The sequence below is a fragment of the Cellulomonas sp. KRMCY2 genome, assembly GCF_000526515.1.
Classification (GTDB): Bacteria; Actinomycetota; Actinomycetes; order Actinomycetales; family Cellulomonadaceae; genus Actinotalea.
In genome coordinates, this window is record NZ_JAGF01000001.1 from 2,679,000 (window position 1) to 2,705,440 (window position 26,441).

The following is a 26,441-nucleotide window of genomic DNA, read 5'->3' on the forward strand; positions in this document are numbered from 1 at the left end:
TCAGCTGGCCTCGTACTTCCCGGATCCGACCTCGCGGTCCCAGATGTCGAACGCCTTGACCAGGTCGGCCGGCGGCAGCGGGGTCGCCTTCGGCATCTCCTCGATCAGGTCGTCGTACCAGTCGCGCCCGAACTCCGCGACGACGTCCTGGCTCTCCTGGGGTGCCAGGTCCAGGGTTGCGCCCTCGATCGACGGGCCGGGGTAGAAGTACCCGGTGTCGTAGGCCATGGCGTTCGTCTCCGGCGTGAGGATGTACTGCAGGAGGTTGAGGATCGCCGACAGCTTGTCGGGGGTCTGCCCCTGGGGCACGGCGGCGTAGTGCGCGTCGGTCACCCAGGTGAAGTCGTCGAACGGCGCCGCCTCGATCGTGGGCGGCTCCTGGCCGAGGGCGCGCGGGTTGATGTCCCAGCCGGTGGTGGTCGGGATCAGGGCCCAGGTGCCGTCCGCCATGTTCGAGATGACCTGACCGGTGCCGGTCGGGTAGCTGTCGATGGTCTGGCCGAGCTCCTTGAGGTACGCCCAGGTCTTGTCCCAGCCGTTCTCCGGGTCCATCGGGTCCGTGTCACCCAGCATGTAGGGCAGGCCCTGCAGGAAGGTGCGGCCGGGACCGGAGTTCGCCGGCCTCGCGTAGCCGAACTTGCCGGGGTTCGCCTGGGCCCAGGCGAGCAGCTCCTCCGGAGTGGTCGGCACGTCGGTGACGACGGCCGGGTCGAACTGGAGCAGCGGACCCGACGGGTAGTAGGTCGTCACGACGCCGTAGTCACCGGCCAGCCCCTGCATGTTCGCGGCCGGCTCGATGTAGTTCGCCATGTTCGAGAGCCGGTCGCCGTGGTCCGCGACGATCGGCACCCACAGGTCCTGCTCGATGCCGGCGGAGAGCCCGTCGGTCCCGGTCATGACCAGGTCGATCGACAGGTTCCCGCTGTCGACCTGGGGCTTGATGGTGCCCACGAGGTCCGGGGCGCCGGCGCTCTCCCAGGTCACTGCCGAGATGATGTCCGGGTGCTCCGCGACGAACGCGTCGACCATCACGCCGGTGAGCTTCTCGTTGCCGGCGACGTCGAGGATGTTCAGGGTGACCGGCGACGAGGGCGTCTCGGGGACCTCGTCGGCCGCCGCCGGGGCAGCGGTGTCGGCGGGGGCGTCGGTCTCGGCGTCGGGGGTGGTCTCGGTGCCGGGGGCCGTGCAGGCGGCGAGGAGCATCCCGAGAGCCGCGATACCGGCCACGAGGTGCAGGGGTCTGGAAGTTCGCATCGACGGTCTTCTCTCTGTGTTGTGCCCGGACGTCGTCGTCCGGGCGGGGCGAGCAGGTCCGACTTCAGACGGGTGGTGCGGTCGGGCAGGGGCCGGTGGACTCGCGGACGACCAGCCGGAACGACAGGTCGTGGTGGTGGACGGGCGGGGTCGACGGCTCCCGGACGAGGCTGAGCAGCATGTCCACGCCGGCCCGCCCGCAGTTGACCAGCGGGATCCCGACGCTCGTCAGGGCGGGCGTGGTCAGCATCGACATCGGGATGTCGTCCACCCCGACGACGCTGATGTCCGCCGGGACGTGCACGCCTCGCTGGCGCAGCCGCTTGAGGATGCCGAGGGCGACGAGGTCGTTGTAGGCCAGGACGGCGGTCGCGCCGCTGGCGATGACGAGGTCCGCCGCTGCGATGCCACCGGAGATGTACGGCTGGAAGGACCCGAGATCGATCACCTCGAGCTCGGTGTGCTCGGTGGCGACGTTCCGCAGGGCGTCGATGCGCTGCCGGTTGGACCAGGAGGTGCTGGGCCCGCCGACGTAGGCGATCGTCCGGTGGCCCAGGGCACGCAGGTGCATGACGGCCTGCCGAACCCCGTCGAGGTTGTCGATCGCCACGGTCGGGATGTCCCCGCACCGGCGGTTCACCAGGACGATCGTGCACTCCTGCGCCAGCTGGACGATCACGGAGTCGGGTGCCCGCGGCGAGCAGAGCAGCACGCCGTCGACCTGCTTCGCCAGGCTGCGGACGAGATCGGCCTCCTGGCTCGGGTCCTCGTCGGAGTCCGCGATGATCACCGCGTACCCGGCAGTCCTCGCCTTGCTCTGCACGCCCTTGGCGACGGCCGCGAAGAACGGGTTCTCGAGGTCGGGGACGATCAGGGCGATGGTGCCGGTGCGCCCGGTGATCAGGCCACGCGCCGCGAGGTTCGGGCGGTAGCCCATGCCGCGCGCGGTCTGCAGGACCTTGTCGCGGGTGGGCTGAGAGACCGAGTCCGGCTTGGCCAGAGCACGCGAGACCGTGGAGACGGAGACGCCCGCGACGCGGGCCACATCTCGTGCGGTCACCGGCACGTGCCCACCTCCATCGGTGTGTGCTGCCACGTCGGCGTGGCTGCGGCAAGTATGCAAAGGATTGCAGGGATACGTCAAGCCTCTGTCACGATCAACTCATGGAAGTGCGCCGGAATCCTCAAGAGTGGGCGACGTATGCGCAGGTCAACGGCCAGAATGTGATCCCGTTGCCGACCAGGCGTACGCTGTGCGCAGTTGTCCCAACGCCGGTCATACTGTTTCGACGAGGAGACGGAATGCTTGCCGCTCGACACGCCCACGACGCGTCGGCCCACGCCCGTGAGGTGACGCGATGAAGATCGAGGCCGTCGACGTCCTCATCACGAGCCCCGGCCGCAACTTCGTCACGCTCAAGCTCACGACCAGCGACGGCGTCGTCGGTCTCGGGGACGCCACCCTCAACGGGCGCGAGCTCGCTGTCGCGTCCTACCTGCGTGACCACCTGGCGCCGCTGCTGGTCGGCCGCGAGGCGGACAACATCGAGGACACCTGGCAGTACCTCTACCGGGGGCCGTACTGGCGCCGCGGACCGGTGACGATGGCGGCGCTCGCGGCCGTCGACATGGCCCTGTGGGACATCAAGGGCAAGGTCGCCGGGATGCCCGTCTACCAGCTGCTCGGTGGCCGCAGCCGACGTGGGGCGCTCGCCTACGGCCACGCCTCCGGGACCACCGTCGAGGCGCTCTTCACAGCGATCCGCAACCTCCTCGACGAGGGCTTCACGGCGATCCGCGTCCAGGCCGGCGTGCCCGGTCTGGCCAAGGTCTACGGCGTCGGCACCGACCAGAAGGCCGGTCAGCGCTACGACTACGAGCCGGCCGGCCGGACGACGGTCCCGGTCGAGGAGAGCTGGGACACCGCCGCGTACCTCCGGCACATCCCGGGCGTCTTCGAGGCGGTGCGCGCCGAGTTCGGCGCGGACCTGCCGCTGCTGCACGACGCCCACCACCGGCTCACGCCCAACCAGAGTGCCCAGCTCGGCCGGTCGCTCGAGCCGTTCGACCTGTTCTGGCTCGAGGACTGCACGCCGGCCGAGAACCAGGAGGGCCTGCGCCGGGTGCGCTCGCAGACCACGACCCCGCTGGCGATCGGCGAGGTGCTCAACAGCGTCTACGACTACCAGACCCTGATCACCGAGCAGCTGATCGACTACGTCCGGTCCTCCGCGACGCACGCCGGCGGGATCACCGGGCTCCGCAAGATCCTCGACTTCGCGGCGATCTACCAGATCAAGTCCGGCATCCACGGACCGACGGACATCTCCCCGGTGGGGATGGCTGCTGCGCTGCACCTGGACATCGCGATCCACAACTTCGGCATCCAGGAGCTCATGGTCCACAACGAGCGGACGCTCGAGGTGTTCCGGACCAGCTACACGTTCGTCGACGGCCTGCTGGACCCGGGCGAGAACCCGGGCCTCGGGGTCGATCTCGACGAGGATGCGGCGGCGGCGTTCGAGTACACCCCCGCGTACCTGCCGGTGAACCGGCTGCTCGACGGCACGATGCACGACTGGTGAGCACCGACGATCACGAGGGAGGACCGGCAGTGGCCCAGGACGACGTGACCCAGGACGGCACGGCCCAGGACGGCGGGACGGCGGCACTGCCGCTCGCGGAGTGCGCCCTGCTCCTGCGCCCGGACGACGACGTCGCCGTGACGACCCGGGGGCTGCCGGCGGGGTCCCGGGTGCTGACCGCGACCGGTGAGCTCGTGCTCCCCGGCGACGTGCCACGCAGCCACAAGCTGGCCGTCCGCGACCTGCCGGCCGGCTCGGCCGTGCACAAGTACGGGCAGTCGATCGGTCGGGCGACGGTCGACATCGCCGCCGGCAGCCACGTGCACACGCACAACCTCGGCATGGACGACACCGAGCGGGCCTACGAGTTCGGGACCGCCCGGACCGGGCTGCCCGCCCCGACCGGTCCGTCGCGCACCTTCCAGGGCTACCACCGGGCGAACGGACGCGTCGGCACCCGGAACTTCGTCGGGGTCCTCACCTCGGTCAACTGCTCGGCGTCGTCGGCCAAGATGATCGCCGACCAGTTCCGTGGGACGGCGCTCGACGCGTTCGAGAACGTCGACGGCGTGGTCGCGCTGACCCACCAGAGCGGATGCGGACTCGTGCCCGGCAGCGACGGTGCGAACGTGCTGCTGCGCACGCTGCGCGGCTACGCCCAGCACCCCAACTTCGGTGGGCTGCTGGTGCTCGGCCTCGGCTGCGAGATGGTGCCCGTGCAGTCGCTCGTCGACGGCCTCGACCTGCCGAGCGACACGATCGTGCACACGCTGACGATCCAGGACACCGGCGGCGTCCGCGCCACCGTCCGGGCCGGCGTCGCGCTCATCCGCGAGATGCTCCCGGTGCTGGACTCCCGCCGGCGGGCACCCGCGCCGATCAGCGAGCTCGTGCTCGGCCTGAACTGCGGGGGCTCGGACGGCTACTCCGGGATCACGGCCAACCCTGCGCTCGGGCACGCGTCCGACCGGCTGGTCGCGGCCGGCGGGACGTCGATCCTTGCCGAGACGCCCGAGGTCTTCGGGGCCGAGCACCTGCTCACCCGGCGCGCGGTCTCCGAGGCGGTCGGACGCCGGCTGCTCGACCGGATCGACTGGTGGCAGGACTACGCCAGGGCCGGCGGTGGCAGCCTCGACAACAATCCGTCGCCCGGCAACAAGGCAGGCGGGCTGACGACGATCCTTGAGAAGTCCCTCGGTGCGGTGGCCAAGGCGGGGCAGGCCGACCTCAGCGCCGTCTACGAGTACGCGGAGCCGGTGACCGAGCGCGGCCTGGTCTTCATGGACACCCCCGGCTACGACCCGGTCTCCGTGACCGGGATCGTCGCGGGCGGTGCGACGGTCGTCTGCTTCACGACCGGGCGCGGCTCGGTCCTGGGCTGCCGACCCACCCCGGCCATCAAGCTCGCGACGAACACCGAGATGTTCGAGCGGATGGCCGAGGACATGGACCTCAACTGCGGCCGGATCGTCGACGGGACGGCGAGCCTGACCGATGTCGGTGATGAGATCTTCGAGCTGATCATCGCGGTCGCCTCGGGTGAGCTGACCGTGAGCGAGGAGCTCGACCTGGGCCAGGAGGAGTTCATCCCCTGGCAGCTCGGCACCGTGACCTGAGATCGCCGGACGTGCGCGCACCCCGGGGCGCGCCAGCGGCTGACACCCACCGGGCGACCGAACACCACGACCCTGCGAGAGCGACACCATGCCCACAACGCCGAGCAAGACGCCCGTGCTGGCCCCCCACCCGGACCGCCTGCTGCCTGCCGACCCCGCCGTCCGGGACATCGCCCGCAGGCTCTACCGGACCGTGCGCGAGCTGCCGATCATCTCCCCGCACGGTCACGTGGACCCGCAGATGCTGCTCGACGACGTGCCGTTCCGCGACCCGGCTCAGCTGTTCGTCACGCCGGACCACTACGTGACCCGGCTCCTGCACGCCTCTGGGGTCCCGCTGGAGGCGTTGGGGGTCGGGCAGGGTCCGCTGAGCGAGGCCGCCGCCCGCGAGGCCTGGCGGCTGCTGTGCTCGCACTGGCAGGTCTTCCGCGGCACGCCGGTCCGGTACTGGCTGGAGTCCGAGCTGGCCGAGATCTTCGGCGTCGAGGTCCGACCGTCCGCCGAGACGGCCGACGAGATCTACGACCACCTCGCCGAGCGGCTCACCCAGGACGCCTACCGGCCACGGGCCCTGTTCACGCGGTTCGACATCGCGCTGCTGGCCACCACCGACGACCCGTGCGACGACCTGTCCGCGCACGCCGCGCTGGTCGCGGACCCGACCTGGTCGGGACGTGTCATCCCGACCTTCCGACCTGACCGCTACCTCGAGGCCGCCGATGCCGGCTGGCCCGCTGCGATCGCCCGCCTCGGCGAGGTGTCCGGCATCGACACCGGGACGTATCCGGGCTGGGTGGCCGCGATGGAGGCGCGTCGACGCTACTTCGTCGAGCACGGTGCCGTGTCCGCCGATCATGCGCACACCGACGCGGGCACCGAGCCGCTCGAGCCGGCGCAGGCCGACCGGGTCCACCGGGCTGCACTGAGCGGTACGGCGACCCCGCTCGAGGCGGTGGCCCTGCGCCGCCACATGCTGCTCGAGATGGCGCGGATGTCGACCCAGGACGGTCTGACGATGACGCTGCACGTCGGGGTGCGCCGCGGTCACCACGGGCCGTCGGCGGCGAGGTTCGGGCCGGACACCGGGCACGACATCCCGCTGCGCACCGACTTCACGGACCCGCTGCGGCCGCTGCTCGAGCGGTACGGCACGCACCCGAACCTCCACCTGGTGCTCTTCACGCTCGACGAGACGGCGTTCTCCCGCGAGCTGGCGCCGTTGGCCGGCTTCTACCCCTCGGTGTACATCGGTGCGCCGTGGTGGTTCCTGGACGCGCCGGACGCCGTCCGCCGTTGGCGCTCGGCCGTCACGGAGACCGCCGGCTTCTCGCGGACGTCCGGCTTCATCGACGACACCCGGGCGTTCTGCTCGATCCCGGCCCGGCACGACATGGCGCGTCGGCTCGACAGCGGCCACCTCGCCCAGCTCGTCGCCGAGCACCGGCTCGACGAGGACGAGGCCCACGCCGCCGCGGTCGACCTGGTGACCGGTCGCCCGACGAAGGTCTTCAAGCTGTGAGCGAGCTCCGCAGGGATGCCGCCCCGCCGCCCGTCCGGCACGTCCACCTCGGGCTGGGCAACTTCTTCCGCGCCCACCAGGCCTGGTACACCGACCATGCGCCCGACGCGTCCGACTGGGGGATCGCGGCCTTCAACAGCCGCCCGTCGGCGCGGTCCGACGCCGTCGCGGCGGCGCTCAAGGCCCAGGACGGCCTCTACACCGTCGTCACCCGGGGCAGCGCAGGCGACACGTTCGAGGTGGTTCGGAGCATCGCCCAGGTGCACACCGCCGACGAGTGGGACGCCTGGCTCGGCTACCTGACCGACCCACGGGTCCAGGTGATCACGACGACCGTCACCGAGGCCGGCTACGAGCGCAGCGCCGACGGTGACCTCGACGTCGACCTGCCGGCCGTGCGCGCCGACCTCGCCACGCTGCGCAACGACCCGACGGCCGCCGTCGTGACGGTTCCCGCGCGTCTGGTCGCGGGTCTTGCCGCACGCCGTGCGGCGGGTGCGGGGCCGCTGACGATCGTGCCCTGTGACAACCTGCCGGACAACGGTGCGGCGGTCGCGCGGGTCGTGGCCGGCCTCGCTCGGCTGGTCGACCCGTCGCTGGCCGACTGGATCGCGGGCACCGTGGCGTACGCGACGACGATGGTGGACCGGATCACCCCGGAGGCCACCGACCAGGACCGCGCCGACGCGCAGGCCGCGACCGGTGTCCACGACCGCTCGCTGGTCGTGACCGAACCCTTCACGGAGTGGGTGATCAGCGGCGAGTTCGCTGTCGGCCGGCCGCACTGGCAGGACGCCGGGGCGACCTTCACCGACGACGTCGCGCCGTTCGAGGAACGCAAGCTCTGGCTGCTCAACGGGGCCCACTCGTTGCTGGCGTACGCCGGGTCGATCCGTGGTCATGTGACAGTCGCCGACACCATGCGCGACGAGCGCTGCCTGGCCTGGCTCGAGGCGTGGTGGGACGCCGCATCGCGGCACCTGACCGTGCCGACCGTCGAGATCGATGCGTACCGCGCTGCGCTGACCGAGCGGTTCGCGAACCCGCGGATGCGGCACCGCCTCGACCAGATCGCCTGGGACGGTTCCCAGAAGCTGCCGATCCGGGTCCTGCCGACGCTGCGCCGGGAACGGGCCGCCGGGCGGCTCCCGGCCGGCGCGACGCTGGCGGTCGCCGCCTGGGTCTGCCATCTGCGCGGGTTCGGCGCCACTGTCACCGACACCCGGGCGGCCGAGCTCGTCCCGCTGGCCGCCGGATCGTTGCCCGACGCCGTGCGCCGCGTGCTCACGACGCTGGCCCCCGACCTCGCCGCGGACGAGGCAGTCGTCGCGGCCGTCATCGATCAGGCCCGGGAGCTCGCCGAGCCCTAGGACCGGTAGGGGTCAGCACGCCCGAGGGGTCAGGGGGCCAGGAGGTCCCGGTCCGGTTCGGGGGCTTCGTCTGGCGCACCGTGGTACCGCTGCGCGGATGCCTCGGGCTGGGTGCTGTCGCCCTGAGACAGGACGGCCAGGACCGCGGCCTTCATGGCCGCGCTGGACCGACCGCCCCGGGAACCGGTGGCGGCCTTGATCAGAGCGTCGGAGAGGTCGTGGACCTGCATGTCCTGGCGGCGGGCGGCGTGCTTCACCAGCTGACCAGCCTGTTCGGCGTCGCACCCGTGGGTGGCCATGACCAGGCCTCTCGCCTGGTCGATCCGCGCCTCGCCGTCGGCCGTGGCTCGTCGGCGTGCGACGTCCTCCTCGAGCTCGAGCGACCCTGAGGGCGCCGTCGTCGAGAGCGCTGCGCCCTCGGCGTGCTGCCGGTCCAGGTCGGCGTGATCCCACGCGTACGCGGCATCGGACCGCCTGGCCCACGCATCGTTGACGACGTGGAAGCTCGTCTGCAGGCCGGTGAGCCGGAGCAGCTCGGCGACCCTCGGGGGAACGGCGCGCAGACGCAGTCGGCTCCCGAGGCGCGCCTCGGCCTCGAGCAGCGGCCGGAGCCCGGAGCAGTCCATGAACGTGACCCCGGACAGGTCGACGACGACCTGACTCGTCGGCTCCGCGGCGACCCGGGTCAACGCCCGACGCAGGGAGGGTGCGGACGCGATGTCGACCTCGCCCACGACGTAGACGATCCGCTGGCGCATGACCGTGCTCCGTGCCGAGTCCGTCGCGAAGGCCATGAGTCCCCATCTCCAGTGCGCGCCGGTGTCGACGTGCTGCCGGGTCTGGGGCAACACAACTGCGGAGATGGGCCGACGAAGCGGCCCATCCCTCACGAGGAATCTACGGCGTCGCCCTCCCGAGCACAATGGCGACCGACGAGTCCGGCGCCGCGCCTGTCGGTGCTCGGCGTCACGCGCCCAGCAGGACGCGGGCGTCGAGCGAGCCGTCCACCACGGCAGTCGCGACCGCGGTCAGGGTCAGGCCGTTGTGCCGGGCGTGGTCGCGCATCCGGCCGAAGGCCTTGTCCACGCTGATGTCTGCACGGGCGGCCAGGACTCCCTTGGCCTGCTCGATCAGGACCCGGCTGTGCAGTGCTGCCTGGAGCTGTTCGGACACGATCGTCTGCTCGCGGAGGTTCCGTTCGTGCAGCAGTCCGATGGTGGCCACGTCCGCCATCGCCTGCCCGATCGCGATGTCCTCGTCGCTCAGGTCGACAGGCTCGTCGGTGAAGAGGTTCAGAGCGCCGATGACCCGGCCGCGCAGGCGCATCGGCAGGGCGTGGGTACCGCCGAACCCGGCGGCCTCCGCCGCGGGCGTGAACACGGGCCACCGTTCGCGCGCGTCAGAGAGGTCGACGTTCGTCACGGCCCTTCCGGTCACGTAGCAGTCTCGACACGGACCTTCGGCGACCTGCAGCTCGAGGAGCTCGATCAAGCGCATTCTCTCGGTGGTGCTCGCCATCAGGCGCAGGTTCCCGCGTTCGTCGGCCAGCATCAGGCCCGCGGCGTCTGCTCTCAGCAGCTCGATGCAGCGCTCGGTGAGCGTCTGGAGGAGGTCGACCACGTCGAACTCCTCGACCAGGGTGTCTGCGAGCTCGACGAAGACTCGCGCCAGGCGCTGGGGTCCGTCCATCACTCCTCCTTTGCTCTCACCCGTTTGCTCGGGTTCTCGGGACTCAGGTTCTTGGTTCTCGGCGGCACCGGCTCCGCCAGTCAGTGCCCGTGGATGCGACCATCCTCGTCGCTCGTGAAACGCACGACCCCGGCGAGGACGTCACGGGCCATGGCGATGATCGGGCGCTCCGCCGCGAAGGATCGGGCCCTGAGCAGGACCAGTGCCTGGGCGAGCGACACGCCGACCTGGACCGCGATCATGCCGGTCGCCTGGTGCACCTCTGCGCGGTCCTCGATCACCCGGATCAGACCTGACTCAGAGCCGTCCGGGGAGTCCTGCGCCTGCAGGTGCAGCAGGATCGTCGTCGCGGCGTCGGCGAACGACAGTGCCTCGGTCAGCTCACCATCGGTCAGTGCCCCGGGGAGGTCGCGGTACAGATCCAGCACGCCGAGGCGAATGGCTCCCACCCGCAGGGGCAGAGCGAAGATCGCGCGGATCCCGGCATCCAGAGCGCCGGCGGAGAAGCCCGGCCAGCGCGCCGGACCCGACGTGGCCAGATCGGGTTGGAGCACGGGCCGCCCGGTCCGGGAGGACTCGACGCACGGACCTTCCCCGAGCGTGTACTGCAGCTCTTCCATCGTGGCTGCCGGACCGTCGGTGGACGCGACGGTCCCGGCCGGCCCGTTGTCCGTCATCAGCACCATGCCCACCCCCGTGACAGGCAGCGCCTGCGCGCACGCCCGGACCAGACGCTCGGGAAGGCTCGACATCGCGGGGGAGCCGTCCACGACCCCGGCCAGGATCTCAGCCACCCGCACCGAGGTCACGCCGATCACCCGCCTCACATCGTCCGCAGCACCGAGCGTAGTCGGGCCTGCGCGGAACCTCGGCGCGGGAGGGTCTGGTCCCGGTACCGGTACCGGTACCGGCAGGATTCGCCCGGACCGGCGGCGGCGACAGGGACAGCGGTCCCGCGTCAGGGAGACTGGAGCCGGAACCGCGCTCCCGACGAGCCGGACACGTCGAGCCATCAGGAGACCCCACATGTCGCAGCGGACCATCGTCATCACCGGCGCGAGCGACGGGATCGGGGCGGCGGCGGCGCGCAGCCTCAGCGAGGGCGGCGACCGCGTCGTCGTCGTCGGCCGTTCCCCGGAGAAGACGGCCGCTGTCGCGCGGGAGATCGGGGCCGACGCCTTCGTCGCGGACTTCGCGCGGCTCGACGACGTGCGGCGGCTCGCCGCGGAGCTCCTGGCGGCCTGCCCCCGGATCGACGTCCTGGCCAACAACGCCGGTGGCATCATGGGCGCGCGCGAGGAGACCGTGGACGGCCACGAGAAGACCTTCCAGGTCAACCACCTCGGCCCGTTCCTGCTGACCACCCTGCTGATGGACCGACTGCTCGACGGTGGGGCCCGGGTGCTCAACACCTCGAGCGCAGCCAACCGGATCTTCGGCCGGTTCGAGATCGACGACCTGGACGCCCGCACGAGGTATTCGCCGAACCGGGCGTACGGCAACGCCAAGCTGGCCAACATCCTGTTCACCACCGAGCTGAACCGGCGCCACGGGCTGCAGGGCATCGATGCCGCGGCCTTCCATCCGGGTGGTGTCGCGACCGGGTTCGCCGCGGGCTCGACCAGCCCGATGCGGTTCGTCTACCAGACCGCGCTCCGGCGGCTCCTCCTGTCGGCCGAGCAGGGCGCCGACACCTTGGTGTGGCTCGCGACGGCCCGTCCCGGTGCGGACTGGGTGCCCGGTGGCTACTACGCCAAGCGCGCGATCGCGAAGGCCAACCCGCAGGCCCGCGACGCCGACCTGGCCCGGGAGCTCTGGGAACGCAGCGCCCGGATGGTCACCGCCTGACGCGCCCCGACCCGCGCCGCACGGCAGGATGCGGGCCATGAAGCCCTCTGCGGACCGGCCCGCCCGGCGACGGCGCCAGATGATCGGCGACCTGCTCGTCATGGTGTGGGCGATCGGCTGGGTCTCGGTGACGGTCTGACGGCGGCGGGTGACCGGATGGCGACGGTGCGTACGGTCCTGAACGTGCGCCTGTCCTGAACGTGCGCCCGTCCTGAACGTGCGCCTGTCCTGATCGGCCCGGCGGATCCTGCAGCGTCATGGCGCGGTCCGCCGGGCCGCACCTGGACCTGGTGCGACCGGCCCGGTGCCTGCGTGGCGACAACTCGTGGCAACCCCCGCTCGGCGCGACGCGGGTCGTCGCGGCGTGGGTCTGCCACCTGCGTCGGCTCGGCGCCCCGGTCACCGACGCGCGGGCTGCCGAGCTCACGGCGCTGGCGGCCGGCGCGCTCCCCGAGGCCGTGCGGTCGGTCTCGGGGGCGCTCGACCCGGAGCTCGCGGACGACGACGTCGTGGTGGCAGCGATCCTCGGCCAGGTCGGTGAGCTCGCCGCCGACCGGGCGTCGGCGTCAGCCTGAACGGCGCGGTCCGGTCGACTCCCGGACCACCAGCTGGGCGGGCAGCATCGCCGGGCGGACGGGGCTCGGGTGCGCGCTGCCGCGCCGGCCGCCGGCGGAGACGAGCCCGAGGACGAGCTGCACGCCGACCGTCCCGAGTGCGCGCAGCGGGGCGGCGACCGTCGTCAGTGCGGGGGAGCAGAAGTCGGCGCCGAAGATGTTGTCGAACCCGATGACGCTCACGTCATGGGGGACCCGCACACCACCCAGGGACAGGCCGCGCATCAGGCCGATCGCCATCAGGTCGTTGTAGGCGACGACAGCCGTCGTCGGCGCCTGCGCGAGGTCACGCACCGCCGCGAAGCCGCCGCCGAGCGTCGGGGGGTACGGCCCGATCCGGTGCACACGCATCTCGAGCTCGTGGACCGCCTCGCGGATCGAGCGCCACCGCATCCCGTCCGCCCAGGACGCCTCCGGACCGGCGACGTACGTCACCGCCCGATGCCCCAGCTCACCGAGGTGCTCCACGGCCCGCCGCATCCCGCGCGGGTTGTCGCTCACCAGACTGGGCACGTCGGTCATCGGGCGGTTGAGGACCACCGTCGGCCGTTGCTTGGCAATCATCCGGATCGCGTTGTCCGACATCCGGGAGGTGGCCAGCACGATGGCGTCGACCATCGGGATGGCCCGGTCGATCGCCGCGCGCTCGTCGCTCGGCGACTCGTGCGTGTCGACCAGGAGGGTCACGTAGCCGGCATCGGCGGCGGCCGCCTCGACGCCGCGGATGATCTCGAAGAAGAAGGGGTTGGTCACGTCCGAGACGATCACGGCGAGCATCGACGTGCGGCCGGTGGGCAGCGCACGGGCGAGCGGGTTGGCCCGGTAGCCGAGGTCCGCCGCGATGGCCCGGATGCGTGCCGCGGTCTCCGCGTTGACCCGCCCCGGGCGGGAGAACGCACGCGAGACGGTGGACGGCGCCACCCCGGCGGCCGCGGCGACGTCGTAGATCGTCGGGCTGCGCCGGACCGCACCGTCCTCGGGCTCGTCCACGATCAGCACGGTAGGTCTCCCGACACGTTGTGGCAACCGCTTGTCAGACTGCTACCCGGACGTGCTGCAATGGGTTCGCGGCGAGGACCGGGAGGTCCGGCCGGACGACAGCTGCCCAGGAGGCACGGCATGGAGCACACATGGCGATGGTTCGGCCCGAGCGACCCGATCACGCTGGCCGACATCAAGCAGACCGGCGCGACCGGCATCGTCACGGCTCTGCACGAGGTGCCCAACGGTGAGGTCTGGACCGTCGAGGCGATCGCGGAGCGCAAGGCGATGATCGAGGCGTCGGGGCTGCGCTGGTCGGTCGTCGAGAGCGTGCCGGTGCACGAGGACATCAAGCGGGCCGCACCCCGGCGGGACGAGCGGATCGCCGCCTACCAGCAGAGCCTGCGGAACCTGGCGGAGAACGGCATCGACGTCGTCTGCTACAACTTCATGCCGATCCTCGACTGGACGCGCACGGACCTGCGCTACGAGCTGCCGGACGGCGGCTGGGCCCTGCGGTTCGACCAGGATGCGTTCGCCGCGTTCGACCTGGTGATCCTCGACCGACCGGGTGCCGCCGCGGAGTACGACGACGCCGAGATCGCCCGCGCCACCGCCTACGCCGCGCAGCTCTCGCCGGACGGGCGCGACGAGCTCGTCCGCACGATCATCGCCGGGCTGCCCGGTTCGGAGGAGGGGTACACCCTCGACTCGTTCCGGCAGATGCTGGCCGGCTACGCCGGGATCGGCCCCGACGGGCTGCGGGAGAACCTCGGGTACTTCCTGCGGGCGGTCGTCCCGGTCGCGCAGGAGGTCGGCCTGCGGCTGGCGATCCACCCCGACGACCCGCCCCGGCCCATCCTCGGCCTGCCGCGCGTCGTCTCGACCCAGGCTGACGCGCAGTGGCTGCTCGATGCCGCACCGAGCCCGGCGAACGGACTGACCTTCTGCACGGGGTCCTACGGGGTGCGGCCCGACAACGATCTCGTCGCCATGGCCACGGCTCTCGCGCCGCGGATCTACTTCGCCCATCTGCGCTCGACGCGGCGTGAGGCCAACTCGCTGAGCTTCCACGAGGACATCCACGCCGGTGGGGACGTCGACATGGTGGGTGTGGTCTCGGTGCTCGTGGCCGAGGAGCGCCGCCGCGAACGTGAGGGTGGACCGAGGATCCCGCTGCGGCCGGACCACGGCCACCAGCTGCTCGACGACCAGCGACGCAGGTCCAACCCGGGCTACTCGTTGATCGGACGGCTCAAGGGGCTCGCCGAGCTGCGTGGCATCGAGCTCGCGGTCCGGCGTCTGCTGCCCTGACCGCGCCCGATGCCCTGACCGGGAGTCGCTTCCTGGCCGTCAGGCGGCCGACTGCGCTCCCGGCGCCGTCGGGTCCGGTCCGGCGGCCTCCGGTGCCGGGATCCGGACGGAGATCTCCGCGCCGAGCCGGGCGCCGGCGGACAGGCTCAGGTCGTCACCGCTCCAGAACCGACCCGGGTCGAACCAGCTCGGTCGGTGGTCGCCGGGCAGCAGACCCATCGCCTCGTACGTGACGGCGACGATCTCCGCGCAGTAGGCGGTCTCGAGGTCGGCCTGCGCCGCGCGCTGCAGCAGACGCGGCGCGCGGCCGCGCAACCACCGGGTCACGAGCTGCGTGGTGGAGGGGAAGGGGGTCCCGTCCAGCCGCGCGATGGTGCGCAGGACGGCGTCCTCCATCGCCTGGTCGACCGGGTGGTCGAGCTGGCGGAACCAGGCCTGCTGGCCGTACCGGTGCGCCCAGGCGGTCGTGGCCTCGCGCAGGTCGTGCAGCTGGGCCCCGCGCTGGTGAGCACCCGTCCAGGCATCGGTCAACGACCGACCGAGCTCGGCGTGCCACATCAGCGGCGGGAGGTCGCCGATGACGACCGACATGCCGACGTGGTTCACCGGGCTGTTCGTCGACACGCGGATCGCGCGGTCGGCGACCGTGGTGCCACGGAAGAGCCAGACGTCGCCGGTCCGGGTCGCGTCAAGGGCTTCGTCGAGGTCGATCTGGGTGGCCGCCACGCCTGTAGCCTAGGCAGGTGCGATGGTGGAAGGTCCTGGGCGTGGCCGGTTTCGCCGGTGTCGCGGCCACCGGCGTGCTCATCGCGAGGGACGAGCGGCGTCGCCTCGCCTACACGCCGCAGGAGGTCCGGGAGCGCCTGCGTGCCCGCCATGCCGAGGTGGCCGAGGCCGAGACGCCGACCCGATCGGGCCACCGCCCGCGCTGATCGCGTCCGGGCCGGACCGCGAGCGGTTCGAGGTCTCGACCCCGTCGGCGCGACCAAGGTCCCATTGACAGTGTGTCAATGAAGCGTTGGATGGGTCTGTGCCCAGCGCCGAGGTCCTCCGTCCGGCGGTCCGGTCCGTCAAGGCGCCCGACGTGCGCAAGGACGAGATCGTCGCCGCGGCACGGGCGCTGTTCGCGGAGCGCGGGATCGCCAAGACGTCGATCAGCGACGTCGCGGAGCGGGCCGGCATCACCCGGGGGCTCGTCTACCACTACTTCGTCGACAAGGACACGCTGGTCGACGTCGTCCTCGAGGAGTACATCGCCGAGTTCGTCGAGAGCATCCGCCGGTGGGACGCCGAGCGCGAGGTCGGCAACATCGACAAGGCGCTGACCGACTGCATCGAGGTGTTCCGCCGTCACCTGCAGGGCCGTGACTCGCTCGGCACGGACCTGCCGCGGATCGAGAACGCGGGCCTCTACAACCGGTTCGTCGACCGAGCGGTGCGAGCGATCGTCGACTGCCTGTCGACGTCGACCGTCGAGGCGTACGCCAGGCGGCACCGGATCGAGATCGTGCACGTCTACGAGACGTTCTACGTCCTGGTCCACGGGTTGATCGGCCTGGCGCGCTCCCGCCCCGACATCGACGACGCGGTCCTCGTCGCGATCGTCCGCCAGACCCTCCGCCTGGCACCGGGGGACCGCTCCGGCTGACGTCCACCCCGCCGACCGCGGTACCCGCGACCGCAGTACCCGCGACCCCACCCCGCCCCTTCAGACACAGGAGTGCCCGAGCATGTTCCTCTTCGAGTCGATCCCCTGGTACTCGGCCCTCATGTGGGTCGCGGTCGTCGCAGGGCTGATGTTCTTCAACGAGCTCGCCCGGATCAGCAAGTGGGCCGGTCTCGTCCTGTTCATCGCGCTCCCGGTCGTGCTCACCGTCTTCGTGTGGCCGACCACGGCGGGGGCGGGCTCCAGCACCGGGACGTGGTTCCACTGGGTCAAGGTCTACTCGGCGCTCGCCGGCTGCGTCGGCTTCATGGCCCTGCGGTACATCCCTCGCCTGGCCAAGAACCGGTATGCGCTGATGTTCCCGGCGGCGATCCTCGCGATCAACATCGCCGAGGCCGTCGTCCGTGACTTCCAGGTGACGGGCATGAACGGCATGGTCGACGGCGTGCTGATGGTCGGCGGCTCGTGGAACGTGATGAACGGGATCGCCGGCATCCTCAACCTGCTGACGATCTGCGGCTGGGCCGGGATCTTCATCAGCCAGGGCAAGAAGAAGGACATGATCTGGCCGGACATGCTCTGGTTCTGGATCATCGCCTACGACCTGTGGAACTTCGCCTACGTCTACAACGCGGTCGGTGACCACGCGTTCTACGCGGGCGCGGCGCTGCTGGTCTCGTGCACGATCCCGGCGTTCTTCATCAAGCGGGGGGCCTGGCTCCAGCACCGCGCCCAGACCCTCGCGTTCTGGATGATGTTCACGATGGCGGTGCCCTCGTTCGTCACGAGCTCGCAGTTCGCGGTCGCGTCGTCGCACGACCCGAAGGCGTTGTTCGTCGTCAGCGCGATCGCCCTGGCGGCCAACATCGCCGTCGTCGTCTACCAGGTCCGCCGGATCGTGACGTCCGGGAAGAACCCGTTCACGGACGAGCTCTTCACCGATCTCGCCGCCTACCGGAAGGTCGTCGTGGCCAACGCGCCGACGCCCGCCCCGGGTCCGGCGCCGATGCCGGTGCCGGTGGCCTGACCGGCCCGGCGACGGGGTTCTCGACAGGGCGATGTCGCGGCCAGAAAAGCTACGGCCCGACGACGTGCCACGACGTTCGGTGACAGGGACCTAGGTCCCGAGGCCGTGCTCACGGCGATGCGAACCTACGGAGACGTAACCTACGGTAGCGTAGGCGCCCACCGTACCGTCCGAAGCCCGTCGCCGCCGTCAGAAGAGGTCCGCGTGATCACGTCGCCCCGCACGTCCAGCCCCCGCCACCGGGGCCGCGAGCTCCCTCTGGTGATCCAGGGCGGGATGGGCGTCGGCGTCTCGTCCTGGCGGCTCGCCTCGGCGGTCGCCAGGCTCGGACAGCTCGGCGTGGTCTCGGGCATCGCCCTGGACGCCGTGCTCGCCCGCCGGCTCCAGGACGGTGACCGCGACGGCACCGTGCGTCGGGCCCTGGCCGCGTTCCCCGTGCCCGAGATCGTCACGCGCGCCCTCAAGCGGTACTTCCGGCCCGAGGGCCGGCCGCCGGGCACGCCCTATGCAGCAGTCCCGCGACTCGCCGTGCGCCAGCACCGGTCCGCCCAGGAGCTGGCGATCCTCGGGAACTTCGTCGAGGTGTGGCTCGCCAAGGAGGGCCACGACGGCCAGGTGGGCGTCAACTTCCTCGAGAAGGTCCAGATGGCGACGCCGGCGGCCGCGTACGGTGCGATGCTGGCCGGCGTCGACTACGTGCTGATGGGCGCCGGGATCCCGCGCGAGATCCCGCAGCTGCTCAACAAGCTCGCCGGCCACGAAGCGGTCCGGCTGCCGGTCGACGTCGTCGGGGCGGAGCCGGGGAGCCAGGCGGTCGAGCTCGACCCGGCCGCCCTGCTGGGCACCGGCATCCCGCCGCTGGTGCGGCCGATGTTCCTCGCCATCGTCTCGGCGCACGTCCTGGCGTCCTACCTCGCGCGCGACGAGCACATCCGTCCGGACGGGTTCGTCATCGAGGGTCCGCAGGCTGGTGGGCACAACGCCCCGCCGCGCGGGCGGCTCGTCCTGGACGAGCTCGGTCAGCCGGTCTTCGGCCCCAGGGACGACGCCGACATCGCGAAGGTCGCCGAGGTGGGTCTGCCGTTCTGGATCGCGGGCTCCCAGGGCACACCTGATGCGCTCGTCGGCGCCCGCGCTGCCGGCGCGGCCGGTGTGCAGGTCGGCACGCTGTTCGCGCTGAGCGACGACTCCGGTCTGACCGGGAACCTGCGCGACGAGCTGATGACGCGGCTGCGGGCCGGGACGCTCGAGATCCGCACCGACCCGTTGGCCTCGCCGACCGGCTTCCCGTTCAAGGTCGCCCAGATCCCCGGCACGCTCTCCGAGCCCGAGGTGGTGGTCGGCCGCCCCCGCCTGTGCGACCTCAGCTACCTGCGCACCCCGTACGTCAAGGACAACGGTTCGCTCGGCTACCGCTGCCCGTCCGAGCCGGTCGAGGACTTCGTGCGGCACGGCGGGACGATCGAGGAGACTGTCGGCCGTGCCTGCCTGTGCAACGCGCTGATGGCCAACGTCGGCTTCGCGCAGACCCGCCTCGACGGCTACACCGAGGACGCGCTGGTCACCCTCGGCGCCGACCTCGACGGTGCGCGTCGCCTCGCCGAACGTCACCGTGAGGGCTGGTCGGCCGCGACCGCCCTCGAGTGGCTGCTCAGCGGTGTCCGCAGCCTCTCAGCGCTTGCCTCGGCGCCGACCTCGGGGTGGGCCGGGGCGCCCCGTCCTGCGCGCGTCTGAGCCCTTCCGGCGATCGTCCCGGGCGGGACCGGGGCCACGTCCCTGCCGTGACGGGGGCGCGGCCGGCTCGCTCGCGTCGTCGTCCGTGCCGGCCGCCGCATCCGACGGTCCTCGCGAGCTCCGGGCCGTGCGACCGCGGACGATGCCGACGAACTCCTCGACGTCGGCGGTCGTCCGGTCCTCCCGCCAGGCGAGCCCGATCCGGGTCGGCTCGGCATCGGTGACCGGTCGGTGGGTGACGTCCTTGCGGTGGTGCATGCGTGCGACCGACATCGGCACCAGCAGGACGCCGATGCCGGCCGCGACGAGCGCGACGGCCTCCCGGGTCGCGTCGGCCGACGCCGTCGGTCCCACGGGTACGAGGTGCTCGCCGACCAGGTCGGCGAGGGACACCTCGTCCAGCAGGGTCAGCTCGTGGTCGATCGCCAGCACGACCACCGGGACCTCGGTGTAGAGCGGGATGAGGCTGAGCCCGGCCCGCTCGACCGGCAGCCGGACGAAGCTGACGTCGGCGCGGTCCTCGCGCAGGACGGCGACCTGACTGGTCTCGTCCGTGCGGATCAGCTCGACAGGTGTCATCGGGCGGCGCTCGGCCCACACCCGGGTCCACTTCGAGACGATGACGCCCGGCATCGTGGCGATGCGGAACGTCACGGGCGCACGCTCGCCATCGTCGTGCGTGTCGCGGTCGTGCGTGTCACGGTCGTGCGTGTCACCGTCGTCGTGCATGCCGACCGCCTCCTGTCGTCGGCCAAGGCTACGGGGAGGCCCGTGGCGCGGCCGCACACGGCGCGAACGATATCCTCGACGGATGACCGCCTCGCACTCGAAGCAGACCATGAAGCCGGTGACGGCTGCCAAGAAGCTGGGCATCCACCTGCCGGCCACCCCGGAGTCGTTCCGCGAGGCCGCCGCGGTGTCGCGGTCCGACCTCGCCCGCCTGATCACCGCTCCGCCGCAGTGGCTGACCGATCTCCGCGCGACCGGACCGCACCCCCGCGACGTCGTCGCGTCACGGCTCGGCGTCTCGATCGCCGCCCTGGCCCGTGGCGGGGTGACCGAGGCCCTGACGACCGAGCAGATCGAGGAGCTGCGGCAGGACCCGCCGCTGTGGCTGCGCACCGAACGGGTCGCGTTCGAGCAGGCCCGGCTGGAGGAGGAGCGGCTCGCTGCCAAGGCCGCCAAGGCTGCCAAGGCCGCGACGTCCGCCACCGACGGCTGAACGGATCGATTCGACCCGGCGGGGTAGCGTTCGGGTATGAGCGCCCTCAAGGTTCTGTTCATCGGTGGCAGCGGCGTCATCAGCTCCGCATCGGCCCGCCTCGCCGTCGAGCGGGGGATCGACCTGCACGTGCTGAACCGTGGCACGAGCACGACCCGGCCGCTGCCCGACGGGGTGACGGTCCTGCGGGGTGACATCCGCGACCCGGCCTCGGCCCGTGCGGCCCTCGGCACCCACGAGTTCGACGCGGTCGTCGACTGGGTCGCCTTCGCACCCGGTCACGTGCAGTCCGACATCGACCTGTTCACCGGGCGCACCGGCCAGTACGTCTTCATCAGCTCTGCCTCGGCCTACCAGACCCCGCCGGCCAGGCTCCCGATCGTGGAGTCCATGCCGCTGCGCAACCCGCACTGGCAGTACTCGCGGAACAAGATCGCCTGCGAGGACCTGCTCGTCGCGGCCTACCGTGCCACCGGCTTCCCGGCCACTGTCGTCCGCCCGTCGCACACCTACGACAAGACCCTCATCCCGCTGGACGGCGGCTGGACGGTGCTCGACCGGATGCGTCGCGGCAAGGAGGTCGTCGTCCACGGCGACGGCACCTCGCTGTGGACCTTGACCCACCACGCCGACTTCGCCAAGGGTCTCGTCCCGCTCCTCGGCCACCCGAGGGCCGTCGGCGACACCTTCCACATCACGTCGGACGACGTCCTGACCTGGAACCAGATCGCCGAGACCCTCGCTGCGGCCGCCGGGACCGAGGCGCGCATCGTGCACGTCCCGTCCGACGCGATCGCCGCGGTCGACCCGGAGTGGGGTGCCGGCCTGCTCGGCGACAAGGCGCACTCGCTGGTCTTCGACACCACCAAGCTGCGCCGGATCGTGCCCGACTTCCGGGCGACGATCCCGTTCGAGCAGGGCGCCCGGGAGATCGTCGAGTGGTACGACGGCGACCTGTCCCGGCGCACCGTCGACGCCCGGTTCGACGCGCTCGTGGACCAGCTCGTCGAGCGCTTCCGGGTGGGCTGAGCGGCCGTCGGTCGTCGGACCGGACGTCGCCCCGCGGCGGCTGAGCGACTGTCGGTCGCCCGGACCGGGCGTCGCCCGCGGCGGCGGATCGGCGGTCGGTCGGTCCGGATGCGACCCGATCCAGGCGCGACCGGGACCATCGACCCCGGTCCGGCCGATCCGCGGTCCACACAATGGGGCATCCGTGGGCCGCACCGCCGCAGCGCCGCAGCAGTGGTCGGGCGTCCCTGCTGCTCACTGTCGAGAGGCACGGCTCCATGAGCTCTTACGCGCACCTCCTCGCCCCCGGCGACTTCGGGTCCCTCGCTCTGCCCAACCGCATCGTGCTGCCACCGATCGGTCTGCGGATGGCGCACCCGGACGGCTCGGTCAGCAGCCGGGAGATCGCGTACTTCGTGGCGCGGGCCCGTGGCGGTGCCGGTCTGCTGATGACCGGCGCGATGCTCGCCGGGACCGACGTCGAGCCGCCCCGGGCGTTGATGTCGCGCGCCGACGACGACCGGTTCCTGCCGGGGATGCGCGCGCTGACGACCGCGGTGCACGAGGCCGGCGGCCGGATCGCCGCACAGCTCTCGCCCGGACTCGGCCGGGTCGGCGCACCCGAGCCCGGGCGGTCGGTACCCGTCTCGGCATCGGCCGTCCCGTGGACCCAGAACCCGGCCGCCTCCTGCCGGGCTCTGGAGACCGAGGACGTCCGGCTGCTCGTGCGCCGGTTCGGCCAGGCAGCCGGCCGGCTGGCGGCCGCGGGCTTCGACGCGATCGACATCCACGGTCACGCCGGCCACCTGGTCGACCAGTTCCTCAGCGCCCTGTGGAACCGGCGCACGGACGTCTACGGCGGCTCGGTGGAGAACCGCAGCCGGTTCGCCGTCGAGCTCGTCGGGGCCGTGCGCGAGGCGGCGCCCGGACTGCCGATCAGCTTCCGGCTCACGACCGTCCACCACATCGACGGCGGCCGGGAGCTGGCCGAGTCCCTCGAGATCGCCACGATCCTGCAGGACGCAGGGGTCGACATGATGGTCGTCGACGAGGGGGCGTACGAAGCCTCCGACTGGGCCTACCCGCCGTACTACCTGGGTGACGCGCCGTACCTCGCGAGCGCCGCGGCCGTCAGCAAGCGGCTGCGCATCCCGGTGATGGTCACCGGCAACATGACGCCCCAGATCGCCGAGAAGGCGCTGGTCGACGGCGACGCCGCCTTCGTCGGCATGGGTCGTGCGCTGATCGCCGATCCTGACCTCCCGCGCAAGCTCGTCGCCGACCGTCCTGGCACGATCCGGCCCTGCGTCCGGTGCAACGCGATGTGCATCGGCAACGTGGCTCTCGGCGTCCCGCTGGCGTGCTCGGTGAACCCGCAGGCCGGTCACGAGACGTCGCGGGTGATCGGCCGCGCGTCGCACACCAAGCGCGTCGTCGTCGTCGGTGGTGGGCCGGCCGGGCTCGAGGCGGCTCGCGTCGCGGCGCTGCGCGGTCACTCGGTCGACCTCTACGAGCGCAACGACCACCTCGGTGGGGTGCTGTGGTCGGCTGCCACGCCCGAGTTCAAGCGCGAGCTGCGGTCGATGGTGGCCTGGTGGAAGGGTCAGCTCGCCGCTCACCGGGTCACCGTCCACCTCAACCGCGAGATCAGCCCCGGCTCGTCCGTGCTCGCGGCGGCGCAGGAGATCGTCGTGGCGACCGGTGGGCTGGCCGTCCACCCGCTCGGTGTGGCCGGGATGCGCCGGAACGACGTCGTGGAGGTGCTGGACTTCCACCGCGGGGTGCCGATCGGTCAGAACGTCCTGGTGGCCGGCGGCGGCCTGTCCGGGGCCGACGCGGCGCTGCAGCTGGCCATCGACGGTCACACCGTGACGATCGTCGAGCAGGAGGACTCGATCGCTCGCGACACTCTCCAGCTCAACCGGAAGGCGCTGCTCCGCCGCCTCGCGGAGGTCGGCGTGACGGTCCTGACCGGTCACACGGTGCGAGCCGTCGACGAGGACGGCGTCCTGGTCCACAGCGCGGACGGGGCGCGGCGCCTGACGGCGGACACCGTGCTCACGGCGTTCGGCCTGCGCCCGAACTCGGCCCTCGCCGGGCCGGGGGTGATCGAGGACCCCCGGGTCCACGTGATCGGTGACTGCATCGAGCCGGCGAAGGTCGGCGAGGCCGTGCACGCGGGATTCCTTGCCGGGATGGCCATCTGACACCCGGGCCTGCCGTGATCGGTATGCTCGCGGCGTCATCCCCTCGACGATGAAGGACGGCGCCGTGAGCACCCCCGCCCAGCCTGTTGACGCACGCTCCACAGACCCGATCGGCTTCGCCGTCCCGTCGAGCGTCCCGACGCACTGGTACAACCTCAACGCGGACCTGCCGGAGCCCGTGCCGCCGCACCTGCACCCCGGGACGCACGAGCCGCTGACGCCGCCGGACCTCGCCCCGTTGTTCCCGATGGCGCTCATCGAGCAGGAGGTCACGACCGAGCGGTACGTCGAGATCCCGCAGACCGTCCGGGAGATCTACTCGATGTGGCGCCCGTCGCCCCTGATCCGTGCGCACCGGCTCGAGCGCGTGCTCGGGACCCGGGCGCGGATCTACTACAAGTACGAGGGCGTGAGCCCGGTCGGCTCGCACAAGCCGAACACCGCCGTCGCGCAGGCGTACTACAACGCGATCGAGGGCACGACGCGGCTGACCACCGAGACCGGCGCGGGTCAGTGGGGCGCGTCGCTCGCGATGGCGTGCTCGCTGCTCGGGCTGACCTGCGAGGTGTGGCAGGTGCGCGCCTCCTACGACGCCAAGCCCTACCGGCGGTTCCAGATGGAGGCGTACGGCAGCGTGTGCCACTCCTCGCCGTCGGACCTGACCGAGGCGGGCCGGGCCATCCTCGCCGAGCACCCGGACACCACCGGCTCGCTCGGGATGGCGATCAGCGAGGCCGTCGAGGTCGCGGTCAAGGATCCGGGTGCGCACTACTCGCTCGGCAGCGTGCTCAACCACGTCATGCTGCATCAGAGCGTGATCGGCCAGGAGGTGCTCGTCCAGCTCGCCGAGGCGGGGGAGCGTCAGGCGGACATCGCCTTCGGCTGCGCCGGTGGCGGCTCCAACCTCGCCGGGCTGTCCTTCCCGCTGATCGGCCAGAACCTGCGCGACGGCACGACCACGCGCGTCGTGGCGTGCGAGCCGGCTGCGTGCCCGTCGCTGACCCAGGGTGAGTACCGGTACGACCACGGCGACGTCGCCGGGCTCACCCCGCTGCTCAAGATGCACACCCTCGGCAAGGACTTCGTCCCGCCGGCCATCCACGCCGGGGGCCTGCGGTACCACGGGATGTCGCCGATGGTCTCGCACGCGGTCAACCTCGGCCTGATCCAGGCCGTGGCGGTCGAGCAGGACGACGCGTTCGCGGCCGGCGTGATCTTCGCCCGGGCCGAGGGGATCGTCCCGGCGCCCGAGTCGACGCATGCGGTCGCCGAGGCGATCGCGTACGCACGGACCGCGGCCGACGGCGAGGTCGTCCTGATCGGCCTGTCCGGCAACGGCGTGCTGGACCTGCCCTCGTACGCCGCCTACGTCTGAGCCGTCCTACGTCGGAGCCGTCGTCCGGGCGGTCGGCCGGACGACTCTCAGCTGTTCGTCGCGCCCGCTGCCGGGAGGTCGCCGACGTCGGCGAACCGGATCGGCAACCGAAGGTTCCTGCGCTGCGGCACGAGCTCGGACTGGAGGACCATGGCCGCCGCACCGACCGCCGCGGCGGTGGTCGCCACCGGGGACAGCCGCACGAGCACGCCGTGCGTCGACCGGGGGAAGAAGAGCCGGTCGAGCTCGTCCTGGACCACGGGTAGGTAGAACGATCCCGCGATCGCCATGCTCGGTCCGGTCAGCACGATGAGGTCGAGGTCGAGCACGTTCGCCAGGGTCCGGGCCGCGACCGCGACGTACCGCGCGGAGCTCTCCAGAAGACCTCGCGCACCGTCGTCCCCGCGCAGGGCCGCGCGCGCGACGGCGGCGAACTCGGCCGCGACCGTCGAGCGTCGGTCGGACTCACCGCCCGGTCGGAGCCCTGCGGCCTCGGCGATCCGGGCGTCGGCCCGCGCCGCCGCGACGACGGCCGCCGGTCCGGCGATCGCCTCGGTGCAGCCGCGAGCCCCGCACCAGCACAGCGGGCCGTTCAGGTCGAGGCAGATGTGGCCGATCTCGCCCGCATTGCCGCTGATGCCCTCGTAGGCGCCGCCGTTGACGATCAGGCCGGCACCGAGGCCCGTGCCGATGTAGATCGCAGCGAAGGTCGCACTCGTGCCGGCCCGGCCGGTCCAGTGCTCGCCGAGGGCCGCCGCGGTGGCGTCGTTGTCGAGCAGCACGGGCAGCCCGAGCGCCTCCTCGAGGGCCCGGTCGAGCGGGAAGTCCTCCCAGTGCGCCATGGCCGGTGGCGTCAGACGCATCCCGCTGGTCGGGGTCAGCGGGCCGGGGGAGACCAGCCCGAGCCCGCTGATCCGGCTCGGGTCGACGCCGGCGCTCTGGATCAGGGCCGCGACCTCGCGCGCCATCCGCTCGACGACGACCGGCGGGTCGGCGACACCGACGCCGGCACGTGACATCCGACCGACGACGGCGCCGCCGATCGTCGTCAGGACGTAGACGATCCCGGAGTGGTCGAGGTGCACGCCGACGGCGAACCGGGCGGCATGGTTGAGCTGCAGCAGGACGCGCGGCTTGCCGCCGGTGGACTCGGCCCGGCCGGTCTCGAGGACCAGGCCGTCGTCGATCAGGCGGCGGACGATCGTCGAGATCGTCGCTCCGGTGAGTCCGGTCTCCTCGATGATCCCGGCCCGGCTGATCGTCCCCGCAGCCCGGATCACGTCGATGACGGCAGCCTGGGTGCTCATGTGGGGCAAGGCACGGGCTGCGCCGGTCACCGTTTCCTCCGTTGTCGATCACGTCGTCGGCCGGCTCGGGGACACCAGCTCCGGGGTCAACGGTAGTCGGTCGCA

At 71.9% G+C, this 26,441-nt stretch carries 24 protein-coding genes; 15 read left to right on the plus strand and 9 right to left on the minus strand.

Going from position 1 to position 26,441, the window contains the following annotated elements:
* The gene (locus K415_RS0112785; protein WP_024287436.1) at positions 1 to 1,254 is read right to left on the minus strand and encodes an extracellular solute-binding protein; all 1,254 of its coding nucleotides are present in this window, start codon (positions 1,252 to 1,254) and stop codon (positions 1 to 3) included.
* Positions 1,255 to 1,318: 64 nt separating this feature from the next.
* Complete coding sequence (locus tag K415_RS0112790) at positions 1,319 to 2,314, minus strand: LacI family DNA-binding transcriptional regulator (protein WP_197024728.1); 996 nt, start codon at positions 2,312 to 2,314, stop codon at positions 1,319 to 1,321.
* Positions 2,315 to 2,612: 298 nt separating this feature from the next.
* Between K415_RS0112790 and manD the strand changes: the two genes are divergently transcribed.
* From manD to K415_RS0112810, 4 genes are all read left to right on the plus strand, one after another.
* The gene (gene manD, locus K415_RS0112795) at positions 2,613 to 3,839 is read left to right on the plus strand and encodes a D-mannonate dehydratase ManD (RefSeq protein WP_024287438.1); all 1,227 of its coding nucleotides are present in this window, start codon (positions 2,613 to 2,615) and stop codon (positions 3,837 to 3,839) included.
* Positions 3,836 to 5,455, plus strand: coding sequence for a UxaA family hydrolase (locus K415_RS0112800; protein WP_024287439.1), 1,620 nt, complete (start codon positions 3,836 to 3,838; stop codon positions 5,453 to 5,455). Before manD ends, K415_RS0112800 begins: the two co-directional genes overlap by 4 nt.
* An 88-nt stretch (positions 5,456 to 5,543) precedes the next feature.
* The gene (gene uxaC, locus K415_RS0112805; protein WP_024287440.1) at positions 5,544 to 6,974 is read left to right on the plus strand and encodes a glucuronate isomerase; all 1,431 of its coding nucleotides are present in this window, start codon (positions 5,544 to 5,546) and stop codon (positions 6,972 to 6,974) included.
* On the plus strand, positions 6,971 to 8,344 hold the full coding sequence (locus K415_RS0112810) for a mannitol dehydrogenase family protein (protein WP_024287441.1): 1,374 nt from the start codon (positions 6,971 to 6,973) through the stop codon (positions 8,342 to 8,344). Before uxaC ends, K415_RS0112810 begins: the two co-directional genes overlap by 4 nt.
* A gap of 29 nt (positions 8,345 to 8,373) precedes the next feature.
* On the opposite strand, the gene K415_RS22840 is transcribed toward K415_RS0112810, so the two are convergent.
* The 3 genes from K415_RS22840 to K415_RS0112825 form a co-directional block, all read right to left on the minus strand.
* Positions 8,374 to 9,138 (minus strand): anti-sigma factor antagonist, encoded by a 765-nt coding sequence (locus K415_RS22840; protein ID WP_024287442.1) that lies wholly within the window; start codon positions 9,136 to 9,138, stop codon positions 8,374 to 8,376.
* Between the two features lie 172 nt (positions 9,139 to 9,310).
* Entirely contained in the window at positions 9,311 to 10,033 is a 723-nt protein-coding gene (locus K415_RS0112820) for a GAF and ANTAR domain-containing protein (RefSeq protein WP_024287443.1), read from the minus strand.
* 80 nt (positions 10,034 to 10,113) lie between these two features.
* Positions 10,114 to 10,851 (minus strand): GAF and ANTAR domain-containing protein, encoded by a 738-nt coding sequence (locus K415_RS0112825; RefSeq protein ID WP_024287444.1) that lies wholly within the window; start codon positions 10,849 to 10,851, stop codon positions 10,114 to 10,116.
* A gap of 208 nt (positions 10,852 to 11,059) precedes the next feature.
* Here K415_RS0112825 and K415_RS0112830 point away from each other — a divergent pair, with 208 nt between their 5' ends.
* Both K415_RS0112830 and K415_RS0112840 read left to right on the plus strand, forming a co-directional pair.
* Positions 11,060 to 11,881: an SDR family NAD(P)-dependent oxidoreductase gene (locus K415_RS0112830; RefSeq protein WP_024287445.1), complete on the plus strand. Its 822-nt coding sequence runs from the start codon at positions 11,060 to 11,062 to the stop codon at positions 11,879 to 11,881.
* A gap of 257 nt (positions 11,882 to 12,138) precedes the next feature.
* Positions 12,139 to 12,456, plus strand: coding sequence for a hypothetical protein (locus K415_RS0112840; protein WP_024287446.1), 318 nt, complete (start codon positions 12,139 to 12,141; stop codon positions 12,454 to 12,456).
* Here K415_RS0112840 and K415_RS0112845 read toward each other — a convergent pair.
* Complete coding sequence (locus K415_RS0112845) at positions 12,448 to 13,485, minus strand: LacI family DNA-binding transcriptional regulator (protein WP_029663725.1); 1,038 nt, start codon at positions 13,483 to 13,485, stop codon at positions 12,448 to 12,450. The two genes, K415_RS0112840 and K415_RS0112845, sit on opposite strands and share 9 nt — an antisense overlap.
* Before the next feature lie 129 nt (positions 13,486 to 13,614).
* Between K415_RS0112845 and uxuA the strand changes: the two genes are divergently transcribed.
* Positions 13,615 to 14,790, plus strand: a complete 1,176-nt coding sequence (uxuA, locus tag K415_RS0112850) for a mannonate dehydratase (RefSeq protein ID WP_024287448.1) — start codon at positions 13,615 to 13,617, stop codon at positions 14,788 to 14,790.
* Positions 14,791 to 14,829: 39 nt separating this feature from the next.
* On the opposite strand, the gene K415_RS0112855 is transcribed toward uxuA, so the two are convergent.
* Positions 14,830 to 15,516, minus strand: a complete 687-nt coding sequence (locus K415_RS0112855) for a hypothetical protein (protein ID WP_024287449.1) — start codon at positions 15,514 to 15,516, stop codon at positions 14,830 to 14,832.
* Between the two features lie 17 nt (positions 15,517 to 15,533).
* Between K415_RS0112855 and K415_RS21915 the strand changes: the two genes are divergently transcribed.
* From K415_RS21915 to K415_RS0112875, 4 genes are all read left to right on the plus strand, one after another.
* Positions 15,534 to 15,722: a hypothetical protein gene (locus tag K415_RS21915; RefSeq protein ID WP_024287450.1), complete on the plus strand. Its 189-nt coding sequence runs from the start codon at positions 15,534 to 15,536 to the stop codon at positions 15,720 to 15,722.
* A 98-nt stretch (positions 15,723 to 15,820) separates the two neighbouring features.
* Positions 15,821 to 16,438 carry a TetR/AcrR family transcriptional regulator gene (locus tag K415_RS0112865; RefSeq protein WP_024287451.1) on the plus strand — a complete coding sequence of 206 codons (618 nt, stop codon included), beginning with the start codon at positions 15,821 to 15,823 and terminating at the stop codon, positions 16,436 to 16,438.
* A gap of 82 nt (positions 16,439 to 16,520) precedes the next feature.
* Positions 16,521 to 17,483, plus strand: a complete 963-nt coding sequence (locus tag K415_RS0112870) for a DUF5692 family protein (protein ID WP_024287452.1) — start codon at positions 16,521 to 16,523, stop codon at positions 17,481 to 17,483.
* Positions 17,484 to 17,687: 204 nt separating this feature from the next.
* Positions 17,688 to 19,217: a nitronate monooxygenase gene (locus K415_RS0112875; protein ID WP_369795224.1), complete on the plus strand. Its 1,530-nt coding sequence runs from the start codon at positions 17,688 to 17,690 to the stop codon at positions 19,215 to 19,217.
* Here K415_RS0112875 and K415_RS0112880 read toward each other — a convergent pair.
* Positions 19,155 to 19,871 (minus strand): LysR family substrate-binding domain-containing protein, encoded by a 717-nt coding sequence (locus K415_RS0112880; RefSeq protein ID WP_029663729.1) that lies wholly within the window; start codon positions 19,869 to 19,871, stop codon positions 19,155 to 19,157. The genes K415_RS0112875 and K415_RS0112880 overlap by 63 nt on opposite strands.
* Before the next feature lie 157 nt (positions 19,872 to 20,028).
* On the opposite strand from K415_RS0112880, the gene K415_RS0112885 reads away from it, so the two are divergent.
* The 4 genes from K415_RS0112885 to K415_RS0112900 all read left to right on the plus strand — a co-directional run bounded on the left by K415_RS0112885 (position 20,029) and on the right by K415_RS0112900 (position 25,029).
* Positions 20,029 to 20,439, plus strand: coding sequence for a DUF5997 family protein (locus K415_RS0112885; protein WP_024287455.1), 411 nt, complete (start codon positions 20,029 to 20,031; stop codon positions 20,437 to 20,439).
* A gap of 36 nt (positions 20,440 to 20,475) precedes the next feature.
* Positions 20,476 to 21,468 carry an SDR family oxidoreductase gene (locus K415_RS0112890; RefSeq protein ID WP_024287456.1) on the plus strand — a complete coding sequence of 331 codons (993 nt, stop codon included), beginning with the start codon at positions 20,476 to 20,478 and terminating at the stop codon, positions 21,466 to 21,468.
* 257 nt (positions 21,469 to 21,725) lie between these two features.
* Positions 21,726 to 23,654, plus strand: a complete 1,929-nt coding sequence (locus K415_RS0112895; RefSeq protein WP_024287457.1) for an FAD-dependent oxidoreductase — start codon at positions 21,726 to 21,728, stop codon at positions 23,652 to 23,654.
* A 64-nt stretch (positions 23,655 to 23,718) separates the two neighbouring features.
* Complete coding sequence (locus K415_RS0112900) at positions 23,719 to 25,029, plus strand: TrpB-like pyridoxal phosphate-dependent enzyme (protein ID WP_231494890.1); 1,311 nt, start codon at positions 23,719 to 23,721, stop codon at positions 25,027 to 25,029.
* Between the two features lie 47 nt (positions 25,030 to 25,076).
* Here K415_RS0112900 and K415_RS0112905 read toward each other — a convergent pair whose 3' ends face one another.
* On the minus strand, positions 25,077 to 26,336 hold the full coding sequence (locus K415_RS0112905) for an ROK family transcriptional regulator (RefSeq protein ID WP_155859459.1): 1,260 nt from the start codon (positions 26,334 to 26,336) through the stop codon (positions 25,077 to 25,079).
* Between the last annotated feature and the right edge of the window lie 105 nt (positions 26,337 to 26,441).

What these genes read in the sequence shown, in the direction of transcription:
- uxuA (WP_024287448.1), top strand. Translation starts at nt 13,615, where the DNA reads ATGGAGCACACATGGCGATGGTTCGGCCCGAGCGACCCGATCACGCTG.
- K415_RS0112890 (WP_024287456.1), top strand. Translation starts at nt 20,476, where the DNA reads ATGAGCGCCCTCAAGGTTCTGTTCATCGGTGGCAGCGGCGTCATCAGC.
- K415_RS0112830 (WP_024287445.1), top strand. Translation starts at nt 11,060, where the DNA reads ATGTCGCAGCGGACCATCGTCATCACCGGCGCGAGCGACGGGATCGGG.
- K415_RS0112895 (WP_024287457.1), top strand. Translation starts at nt 21,726, where the DNA reads ATGAGCTCTTACGCGCACCTCCTCGCCCCCGGCGACTTCGGGTCCCTC.
- K415_RS0112840 (WP_024287446.1), top strand. Translation starts at nt 12,139, where the DNA reads ATGGCGCGGTCCGCCGGGCCGCACCTGGACCTGGTGCGACCGGCCCGG.
- K415_RS0112885 (WP_024287455.1), top strand. Translation starts at nt 20,029, where the DNA reads ATGACCGCCTCGCACTCGAAGCAGACCATGAAGCCGGTGACGGCTGCC.
- manD (WP_024287438.1), top strand. Translation starts at nt 2,613, where the DNA reads ATGAAGATCGAGGCCGTCGACGTCCTCATCACGAGCCCCGGCCGCAAC.
- uxaC (WP_024287440.1), top strand. Translation starts at nt 5,544, where the DNA reads ATGCCCACAACGCCGAGCAAGACGCCCGTGCTGGCCCCCCACCCGGAC.
- K415_RS0112820 (WP_024287443.1), bottom strand. Translation starts at nt 10,033, where the DNA reads ATGGACGGACCCCAGCGCCTGGCGCGAGTCTTCGTCGAGCTCGCAGAC.
- K415_RS0112905 (WP_155859459.1), bottom strand. Translation starts at nt 26,336, where the DNA reads ATGAGCACCCAGGCTGCCGTCATCGACGTGATCCGGGCTGCGGGGACG.
- K415_RS0112870 (WP_024287452.1), top strand. Translation starts at nt 16,521, where the DNA reads ATGTTCCTCTTCGAGTCGATCCCCTGGTACTCGGCCCTCATGTGGGTC.
- K415_RS0112785 (WP_024287436.1), bottom strand. Translation starts at nt 1,254, where the DNA reads ATGCGAACTTCCAGACCCCTGCACCTCGTGGCCGGTATCGCGGCTCTC.
- K415_RS22840 (WP_024287442.1), bottom strand. Translation starts at nt 9,138, where the DNA reads ATGGCCTTCGCGACGGACTCGGCACGGAGCACGGTCATGCGCCAGCGG.